Raw genomic sequence first — 6,456 nt, 5'->3', positions numbered from 1 at the left:
CCACCGGCGGTGCTAACACATTATTTAAGGCGTATATCTACCTTCCCTATAACGCGTCTGGGCTCGGGTGCCCCCCCCCCACTAAGTGGGGTTGTGGTGGCCGCGAAGCGGCCGGAGAGGGGGCCTGCGCAATCAAAAGGCGCTTTAGGAATGCGCCGATTTCCCCTCTCCGTCTCGGCTTCGCCGAGCCACCTCTCCCCGCAAGCGGGGCGAGGAACCCAGGTCGTGCGAAGTTGCCGCGCCTCGCGGCGGTTTCACCCTGCCTTTTCGGTTTTCGCAAAATTCGCGCGTTGAGTGATGCGCGCATACCAATCCCGAATCTCGGCAAACTCGGCCAGCAGGGCTTGTCCCTCGGCGACCTTGACGAAATAGCCGATGATCGGTGCGGCGTGCAGGTCGGCCAGCGTCAGGTCCGTCCCCAACAGCCAAGGCCCTTCGGCTTTCAGCGAAGAGAGCGCCTGCAATGCCGTTCTCGCCTGCCGCAACCCGTTGGCGATCACGGCTTCGTCGGGCGGCGTTTTTTCCAGCCGCTCGACAGCGACATCCCAGACCATGGTCCTGTAGGCGTAGGCGTCGAGCAGGCCGGTGATCTGGTTCAGGCGTGCTCGAGGCCGGGCTTCGACCGGTTGCAGCGCCGGGCCGCCAAAGGCTTCGTCGACATAACGGGCAATCGCGCCGGTCTCGTAGAGGCGAAAGCCGTCATGCTCGAAGGCCGGAATGCGGCCGAACGGCTGGTGCTCGAAATACCAGCCGGGAATGCCGTCCGCGGCAAAGACGTCGACGGGCACGAGCTCGTAGCCGACGCCCTTTTCCTCCAGCACCAGCCGCACGATGCGCACATAGACGCTGTAATCCGCGCCGTAGACGACGGGCTTGCCCATGTCGGTTGGGCTCAGGCCATCGCCTTCTGCAAATTCTCGTCGATCTTGTCGAGGAAGCCGGTGGTCGAAAGCCATGGCTGGTCGGGGCCGATCAGCAGCGACAGGTCCTTGGTCATGAAGCCGGACTCGACCGTCTGGATGCAGACCCTTTCCAGGGTCTCGGCAAAGCGCTTCAGTTCGGCATTGTCGTCGAGCTTGGCGCGATGAGCGAGGCCGCGCGTCCAGGCAAAGATCGAGGCGATCGAATTGGTCGAGGTCTCCTCGCCCTTCTGGTGCTGGCGATAGTGGCGGGTGACGGTGCCGTGCGCGGCTTCCGCCTCGACGGTCTTGCCGTCCGGCGTCATCAGCACCGAGGTCATCAGGCCGAGCGAGCCGAAGCCTTGCGCCACCGTGTCGGACTGCACGTCGCCGTCATAATTCTTGCAGGCCCAGACATAGCCACCCGACCATTTCAGGCTCGAGGCCACCATGTCGTCGATCAGCCGGTGCTCGTACCAGAGCTTCTTAGCTTTGAATTCTGTTTCGAACTCCGCCTCGTAGACCTCCTGGAAGATGTCCTTGAAGCGGCCGTCATAGGCTTTGAGGATGGTGTTCTTGGTCGAGAGGTAGACGGGGTAATTGCGCAGCAGGCCGTAGTTCAGGGAGGCGCGGGCGAATTCGCGGATCGATTCGTCGAGATTGTACATGGCCATGGCGACGCCGGCGCCGGGTGCGTCGAACACGTCGTGCTCGATCACCTGGCCGTCCTCGCCGACGAATTTGATCGTCAGCTTGCCCTTGCCGGGGAAGCGGAAGTCGGTGGCGCGGTACTGGTCGCCGAAGGCGTGGCGGCCGACGATGATCGGCTTGGTCCAGCCGGGCACCAGCCGCGGCACGTTCTTCATGATGATCGGCTCGCGAAAGATGGTGCCGCCGAGGATGTTGCGGATGGTGCCGTTCGGCGACTTCCACATCTTCTTCAGCTTGAATTCCTCGACGCGCTGCTCGTCGGGCGTGATCGTCGCGCATTTCACGCCGACGCCGTATTTCTTGATGGCATTGGCCGAATCGATGGTCACCTGGTCGTTGGTGGCGTCGCGGTGCTCGATGCCGAGGTCGTAATATTCGAGCTTGAGGTCGAGATAAGGGTGGATCAGCTTGTCCTTGATGAACTGCCAGATGATGCGGGTCATCTCGTCGCCGTCGAGTTCGACGACCGGGTTCGCCACCTTGATCTTCGCCATGGAAAGAATGCCTCGCTTTTGGGGAACGGAACGGCCTTGCCCGCACGGCTGCCGGCCCTGGGATGCGGCCCGTATATCAAAGGCTTTTTGGCCGCGCAAACGGCGAACCGCGCCGTAGTGCCGGCATTCCTTGCGAAAGCTTCATTTTCGCCGCCAAATGTGGCAGGGGACTGCGAAATGCCGCAAACAGCAGTTCACTGACAACCATGGCCGCTACCCAGGATCCCGACAACCCTCTTGCCTCCGGAACTCCAGCGTCCGGACCGGCGATCATCCTGGTCGAGCCGCAGCTCGGCGAGAATATCGGCATGGTTGCGCGCGCCATGGCCAATTTCGGCCTTTCCGAGCTGCGGCTCGTCAATCCGCGCGACGGCTGGCCGAGCGAGAAGGCGCGTGCCGCCGCAAGCCGCGCCGACCACGTCATCGATGCCGTCAAGGTGTTCGATGACCTGGCCTCGGCGATTGCCGATTTGAACTTCGTCTTCGCCACCACGGCGCGCGCGCGCGACAATTTCAAGCCGGTGCGCGGTCCGGTCGAGGCGGGCAGGGCGCTGCGCGCGCGGCAGCGGGCCGGCCAGCGCACCGGCATCCTGTTCGGCCGCGAGCGCTTCGGCCTCTATAATGACGAGGTCGGCCTTGCCGACGAGATCGTCACCTTCCCCGTCGATCCAGCCTTCTCCTCGCTCAACATCGCCCAGGCTGCCCTGCTGATGTCCTATGAATGGATGAAGTCCGGCCTGGAAGACGAGACCAGGACCAACTTCTCCGGCCCCGAAATGCCGCCGGCTGCCAAGGAAGAATTGCACGGCCTGTTTGCGTATCTGGAAGGTGCACTGGAGGCGCGCGGCTATTTCCGCCCGGCAGCGAAGAAGCCGAAGATGGTCGACAATTTGCGCGCTGTGCTGACCCGCCCCGGCTTTGCCGAGCCGGAGCTCAAGGTGCTGCGCGGCATAATATCATCGCTGGACAGGTTCTCGCCGGCCATGCCGCGCGGCGACGGATCGCCCGGCGACGACCCAAGGCGGCTCCCGGCGGCCGCGGCACGCGCTGCGAGGGCGAAAGACAAAGACTAGCCTCGGAACGACCCATACCTCACCAGTAACCGAATGTTATTTGGTGTGATCCATTGTCCGGCGAACGATGGATCCTTTCGATGTTCAATTCAAATATCGGGCGTCTTCGCTTTTTCTTCTATTCCGCGGCCTTGCTGGTTGCGGAAATCGTGACCTTTGTGCTGTGCGTCGTGGAGACCATCGGCATCGAGGGTTTGGCCAATTCGAGGCCCGGACCTTCCAGGGAAGGGCTGGCCGCGGCTGTTCTCGTTACCTCGCTGGTGATCGTTCTGTTCCGCGCGAATTTCGCCTGGCGTCGAAGCCGCGACGCGCAAAGGGTCGAGTTGGATCCTTTGGTCGTATATCGTGTTCTCGACCCTGTTCGCGATCCTGCAGGCCGGCACTGTTCTTGTCGTAAAATTCGACGGCGAAGATTCGCATTCCGGCCTCAACCTGCTGGGATTAGCTCTTGTCGGGCTGTGGGCCGTCATCTTGGCGGGCAAGCCGGCGGGCGGTGGCTCTGCGGATATGGCGTCATCCCTGAGTTTCGACGATTTCGACCCGCCCGGGCCGCTGCGCGGCGCCGCCGCGCTCCATTCAGCGTCAGCCGCCGGCGCGACGGCCCTGGCTCCAGCCTACGCCACGCGGGCCGCGCCGGTGCCGTCGAACCACCCTGCATCTCAACCTGCATCTCCGGCGAACGGCCGGCCGCGGCCCGGCGGCTTCGGCAAGCGGGGCCTTGTGTGATCGTCTCGCCGCATCAAGGCCATGATGGTTCCAGATAGAAGCGTCAGAGATAAAGCCATCGCCGACGCAAAGGATGGGCCCGCCTTCTCTCTTTCGAGCCCACGTGATCCCAGCCCTTAGTGAATTCAATGACGATGACCGATCCATCAAGCGCCCGTCCGATCCTGATGTTCGATTCCGGCATTGGCGGCCTCACCGTGCTGCGTGAGGCGCGCGTGCTGATGCCTGACCGCCGCTTCATCTATGTCGCCGACGACGCGGCGTTCCCCTTCGGCGCCTGGGAGGAACCGGCGCTGAGAACACATATCCTGGAGTTGTTCGCCAGGCTGCTCGACCGGTTTTCGCCGGCCATTTCGGTCATCGCCTGCAACACCGCCTCGACACTGGTCATCGATGCTTTGCGCGAGAGGTTTCCCGGCCATCCTTTCGTCGGCACCGTGCCGGCCATCAAGCCGGCGGCGGAACGCACGCGCTCAGGTCTGGTTTCGGTGCTGGCGACGCCCGGCACCGTCAAGCGCCAGTACACGCGCGATCTGATCAGCAAATGGGCGCAGAAATGCCATGTCCGCCTGGTCGGCAGCGACAGGCTGGCGGGATTGGCCGAAGCCTATATGCGCGACGGTTTTGTCGACGAGGACGCCGTGCGCGCAGAGATCGCGCCGTGCTTCGTCGAGCATGACGGGCTGCGCACCGACATCGTCGTGCTTGCCTGCACCCATTATCCGTTTTTGGCCAACCGCATGCGCAAGACAGCACCGTGGCCGGTCGACTGGCTCGACCCGGCCGAGGCGATCGCACGCCGGGCGCTGTCGCTGCTTGCCGATACCGAGGCCGCTTATCGCAGAGAGGCACTGCCGGAAGGCGCCGACCTTGCGTTCTTCACCTCGAACAGCGCCGATTTTCCGACGCGCCGGCTGATGCAGGGATTTGGCCTGACGATATCCTGACCGCAAGCAATTTTCGCTTTGGGAACATCACACCAGACAATGCGTTTTCCTCTCATCGGAAACGGGAGAAACCATCATGCCAGCCACCTCAAAAGCCCAGCAGAAAGCGGCCGGCGCGGCATTGTCAGCCAAGCGCGGCGAGACCAAGAAGGGCGCGCTCAAAGGCGCGTCAAAGGGAATGTATAAATCCATGAGCGAAAAACAGCTCGAGGAATTCGCCGAGACCAAGCGCAAGGGCCTGCCGGAAAAGAAGTCGAAACACTGATCGACTGGCCATTCTGACGGCGGATGCCGGTCAATAAAAGGCCCGCGGCTGAGCCGCGGGCCATGAAGTCTCAACGGGCGAGGACGAAAATTACCAGTTCCAGCCCCACCCGCAGCGCCGCACTTTGTAGCGGATGACCTTGCGATGACCGTGGCGCCACACCACCTTCTTCTTGACCACGATGCGGCAGACCTGGTGATGCCTGTGCCCATGCCAATGCCGGGCCTGCGCCGGCTCGGGCGCGACCGCCATCGTGCCGGCCATCACCGCGGCTCCTACCAACGTAAGGAAGAACTTCTTCATGCGAATTCCAGCTCCTCTGACTTCAGTCCCTTCCTGATGCCGCTGGCGCAACCTCCCGCCACATCCGGCACGTTCTACAACCGTAACACTATCCGGTTCGGCGATTCGCGCCAGCCAGAAGCTTGACAGCGGTTAAATCTCCGTTTAACCAGCCCACCAACACCGGGCCGCAATGCCCGGTGGTTTTCTTTATGTGTGCAAGACGTTTGGGAAGCCGGTTTTACTTTCCCTATGTCTTGTTTGAAATGACGTGTCCCGTGGGTTTTCCGTCGCGTTGCGTGGAAAACCCTGTCAGGTCTCGAAAACGGAGGCCAGAGGAGGGCGCGTTTCCTTCACCCGGACCATGAGGTTCCGGGTATGTTGTTTTGAAAGGGAATGCGATGAGCAAGCGCGAATCCGCGAAGTACAAGATCGACCGCCGTCTTGGCGAAAACATCTGGGGCCGCCCGAAGTCCCCGGTCAACAAGCGTGAATACGGCCCCGGCCAGCATGGCCAGCGCCGCAAGGGCAAGCTTTCCGATTTCGGCCTGCAGCTGCGCGCCAAGCAGAAGCTAAAGGGCCACTATGGCGACGTTTCGGAAAAGCAGTTCCGCAAGGTCTATGAAGAGGCGGACCGCCGCAAGGGCGACACCTCGGAGAACCTGATCGGCCTGCTCGAATCGCGCCTCGACGCGGTCGTCTACCGCGCCAAGTTCGTGCCGACCATCTTTGCGGCGCGCCAGTTCGTCAATCACGGCCACGTCAACGTCAACGGCAAGCGCGTCAACATCGGCTCGTACCGCTGCAAGCCGGGCGACGTCGTCGAAGTGCGCGAGAAGTCGAAGCAGCTGGTCATCGTGCTGGAATCGGTGGGCCTGGCCGAGCGCGACGTGCCCGATTATATTGAAGCCGATCACAACAAGATGACCGCGGCCTTCACGCGCATCCCCGGCCTGGCGGACGTTCCGTTTGCCGTGCAGATGGAACCGAACTTGGTCGTCGAATTCTATTCGCGCTGATCGTCGCGTTCGTCGCGATACAATCGAAGGCCGCCCGTCG

Annotated in this window: 8 protein-coding genes; 5 read left to right on the top strand and 3 right to left on the bottom strand. The window is 62.4% G+C overall.

Annotation, left to right across the window (positions count from 1 at the left end; all coding sequences use genetic code 11):
* Window positions 1-254 precede the first annotated feature (254 nt).
* Window positions 255-881 carry a glutathione S-transferase family protein gene (locus NKJ91_RS25910; RefSeq protein WP_352457793.1) on the bottom strand — a complete coding sequence of 209 codons (627 nt, stop codon included), beginning with the start codon at window positions 879-881 and terminating at the stop codon, window positions 255-257.
* An 11-nt stretch (window positions 882-892) separates the two neighbouring features.
* Window positions 893-2,104: an NADP-dependent isocitrate dehydrogenase gene (locus tag NKJ91_RS25905; protein ID WP_352457792.1), complete on the bottom strand. Its 1,212-nt coding sequence runs from the start codon at window positions 2,102-2,104 to the stop codon at window positions 893-895.
* Between the two features lie 206 nt (window positions 2,105-2,310).
* Here NKJ91_RS25905 and NKJ91_RS25900 point away from each other — a divergent pair, with 206 nt between their 5' ends.
* The 4 genes from NKJ91_RS25900 to NKJ91_RS25885 all read left to right on the top strand — a co-directional run bounded on the left by NKJ91_RS25900 (window position 2,311) and on the right by NKJ91_RS25885 (window position 5,115).
* Window positions 2,311-3,177: an RNA methyltransferase gene (locus tag NKJ91_RS25900; protein WP_352457791.1), complete on the top strand. Its 867-nt coding sequence runs from the start codon at window positions 2,311-2,313 to the stop codon at window positions 3,175-3,177.
* 345 nt (window positions 3,178-3,522) lie between these two features.
* The gene (locus tag NKJ91_RS25895; protein WP_352457790.1) at window positions 3,523-3,903 is read left to right on the top strand and encodes a hypothetical protein; all 381 of its coding nucleotides are present in this window, start codon (window positions 3,523-3,525) and stop codon (window positions 3,901-3,903) included.
* A gap of 134 nt (window positions 3,904-4,037) precedes the next feature.
* Window positions 4,038-4,850, top strand: a complete 813-nt coding sequence (gene murI, locus NKJ91_RS25890) for a glutamate racemase (RefSeq protein ID WP_352457798.1) — start codon at window positions 4,038-4,040, stop codon at window positions 4,848-4,850.
* 76 nt (window positions 4,851-4,926) lie between these two features.
* Entirely contained in the window at window positions 4,927-5,115 is a 189-nt protein-coding gene (locus NKJ91_RS25885) for a DUF3008 family protein (protein ID WP_023674705.1), read from the top strand.
* Between the two features lie 90 nt (window positions 5,116-5,205).
* On the opposite strand, the gene NKJ91_RS25880 is transcribed toward NKJ91_RS25885, so the two are convergent.
* Window positions 5,206-5,418, bottom strand: coding sequence for a hypothetical protein (locus NKJ91_RS25880; RefSeq protein ID WP_023674706.1), 213 nt, complete (start codon window positions 5,416-5,418; stop codon window positions 5,206-5,208).
* A gap of 380 nt (window positions 5,419-5,798) precedes the next feature.
* Between NKJ91_RS25880 and rpsD the strand changes: the two genes are divergently transcribed.
* Complete coding sequence (rpsD, locus tag NKJ91_RS25875; protein ID WP_352457789.1) at window positions 5,799-6,416, top strand: 30S ribosomal protein S4; 618 nt, start codon at window positions 5,799-5,801, stop codon at window positions 6,414-6,416.
* Window positions 6,417-6,456: the final 40 nt, after the last annotated feature.

Source organism: Mesorhizobium sp. M0040, assembly GCF_040323505.1.
Taxonomy (GTDB): domain Bacteria; phylum Pseudomonadota; class Alphaproteobacteria; order Rhizobiales; family Rhizobiaceae; genus Mesorhizobium.
Note: the sequence above shows the minus strand (reverse complement) of the source record. Positions and strands in the feature narration are given on the sequence as shown.